General features: G+C 64.8%; 3 protein-coding genes. 2 read left to right on the top strand and 1 reads right to left on the bottom strand.

Annotated elements, in window-relative coordinates; genetic code table 11:
- The coding region (locus tag EOA24_RS34225; RefSeq protein ID WP_127410604.1) for an indolepyruvate oxidoreductase subunit beta family protein at positions 1 to 1,371 on the top strand (1,371 nt) is incomplete at its 5' end.
- Between the two features lie 96 nt (positions 1,372 to 1,467).
- Here the strand turns inward: EOA24_RS34225 and EOA24_RS34230 are convergent.
- Positions 1,468 to 1,914, bottom strand: coding sequence for a pyridoxamine 5'-phosphate oxidase family protein (locus EOA24_RS34230; RefSeq protein ID WP_126079658.1), 447 nt, complete (start codon positions 1,912 to 1,914; stop codon positions 1,468 to 1,470).
- A gap of 290 nt (positions 1,915 to 2,204) precedes the next feature.
- Here EOA24_RS34230 and EOA24_RS34235 point away from each other — a divergent pair, with 290 nt between their 5' ends.
- Entirely contained in the window at positions 2,205 to 2,474 is a 270-nt protein-coding gene (locus EOA24_RS34235; RefSeq protein WP_126079657.1) for a hypothetical protein, read from the top strand.
- The last annotated feature ends 15 nt before the right edge of the window (positions 2,475 to 2,489 follow it).

Here is a 2,489-nt window from a genome sequence, read left to right on the forward strand (position 1 = left end):
ATATATTACATCGAGATGGCCCGCGACACCGGCCGGCTGCCGGTCTTTGCGCTGTCGCCCTCGCAGGGCGACGTCGATATCCTGATCGCAGCCGAGCTGATGGAAGCCGGCCGCGCCATCATCCGCGGCTTCGTCACGCCCGAGCGCACGACGCTGATCACCTCCTCGCACCGCATCGCCGCCGTGTCGGAAAAGATCGAGCCGGGCGACGGCCGCGCCTCGTCGGAAAAGGTGCACGCGACGGCTGAGGCCGCGGCCAAGCGCTTCATCGCCTTCGACATGGAAAAGATCGCCGCCGACAATGGCACCATGATCTCGGCCAGCCTGCTCGGCGCGCTGGCCGGCTCGGATGCGCTGCCCTTCACCCGCGAAAGCTATGAGCAGGCGATCGGCGCCGGCGGTCGTGGCGTCAAGGCAAGCCTTGCCGCCTTCGGCGCGGCTTGTGACCGCGCGCGCGGCACCGCGGCCGCGCCAACAAGCGAGAAGGTGGCGAAGCCTGCCGTCGAACCCAAATCGACGGCAAGGGTCAGCGGTCCGGAAACTCTTCTGAAGGGCTGGCAGCAGCTCGCCGCCCGCGTCGCGTCGCTGCCGCAGCCCCTGCACGACATGGCCGCACGCGGCCTGAAGAAGGTCGTCGACTACCAGGACGTCGCCTATGGCGGCGAATATCTTCACCGGCTGGACAAGGCGGTGGCGCTGGACAATGCGGAGCGCGGCTATGCTCTGTCCACCGCCGCGGCAAAGCATCTCGCCAACGCCATGTGCTATGACGACATGATCCGCGTCGCCGATCTCAAGACGCGCTCGACCCGCGACAAGCGCGTGCGCAAGGAGGTCGGGGTGAAGGAAGGTTCGGTCCTGCAGGTCACCGAATATTTCCATCCGCGCATCGAGGAATTCTGCGGCACTATGCCGGCAAGCCTTGGCAGCTATATCGAGAGCCGGCCGAAACTCGCCGCCTTCCTCGACCGCCGCATCAATCGCGGCCGCCACATCCGCACCGACAGCTTTACCGGCTTCGCCATGCTCTGGTTCATCGGCGGCCTGCGCCGCTGGCGCCGCCGCCTGCTGCGCCACAAGGTCGAAGTCGAGCATCTCGAGCGCTGGTACGAATTGGCGCTCAGCCATGCGCGGCAGGACTACGCTTTGGCCACCGAAATCCTGAACTGCCGGCGGCTGATCAAGGGCTACAGCGACACCCATGCCCGTGCCCAGTCGAAATTCGACCGGGTGCTTTCGGCGCTGCCGATGCTCAAGGGCCGCGAAGACGCCGCCGACTGGCTACGCCTCCTGCGCGAGGCGGCGCTGAAGGACGAGAAGGGCGACATGCTGGACGGCGCGCTGAAGACGGTGGCGACGCTGGGCGAATAGCCCGGCTGCTCCATCGGGTTGCCGTCACGAAGGATGTCGGCAGCGCGAATGCTGGCGATGACGCTTCGGGGCACGGCTCGCGCCGAATGGCGCAGTCTATTCGGTGGCTTCCCGTCCCGAAATCTGCTCGACGAGGATCCGGAAAAAGACGTGCGGCATGTTATCCGAGGTGGGAGGCGTGACGGGCTTGAGCGCGCCGGGCTCCCACCAGTCGGTGTGCTTGCTCAACACTGCCCTCGCATGGTCGCACTGAACCTTATGGCCGATCCGGTCCGGCAGTTCCTCATAGCGGCCGTCGACGACCACGCTTTTCCACCCGCGCCCCTGTGTGCGTTCCGCCACTTGTACGCACACCAGGGGATTGGCCCGCATCCAGTCGACCTTCTTGCCGAGCAGCGAAAACGCATAGAGGTGGCTGTCGGCATAGGCGTAATTGAAGGGCACGACATAGGGTTGTCCGTCCTTGACGCATGCCAGATGTCCAGTGCGGTTCGCCGCCAGCAATTTCGTGCATTCCAAAGTGGAGAGCGTGCGGATCATCATCGCTATGAACTCCTGGTCTCAACTCGCCTCGGCCGGTCTCCGCCGATCGGCCTCTATCAACCTGGAGCCTAGAGCGGAGGACCTCGTGGCTCCTTGATATGGATCAATTTGATACTGGGCGGCGGCCGCGGCAATCCCATTTCAACGGCGCAACCGCGAGGCGACGCGTGCCGAACCGCCGCGGGGCGGTACCGTCGAAGGAGCTAACGAAGATGTGATCCACACCGCTCCGACGGAAATCGGCCTATCCTCCGTTTCACGCACGTAGGGTCGAATTACGGAGACAACGCATGTTCGCAAAATACTTTCTGTCCATCGCCCTGGCCGCCGGCACATTGACGCTGTCCGCCGTTGGCTCTGAGGCTATGCCGCTCGTCAAGCCAAGCGCATCTCCGCTGCCGATCGAGACCGTCGGCTGGCGCTGCGGCCCCGGTTGGCACATGAACCGCTGGGGCAGATGCGTGCCGAACGGCCGGGTAATCATCCGCCCGATGCATGTGCGCCACTGGCATCCCGGCTTCTGGTATCACGGCCGCTGGCATCACGGTTTTTGGAGCTGATGATCGCTCCCGGAT

The organism is Mesorhizobium sp. M2A.F.Ca.ET.039.01.1.1, from assembly GCF_003998035.1.
Taxonomy (GTDB): Bacteria; Pseudomonadota; Alphaproteobacteria; order Rhizobiales; family Rhizobiaceae; genus Mesorhizobium.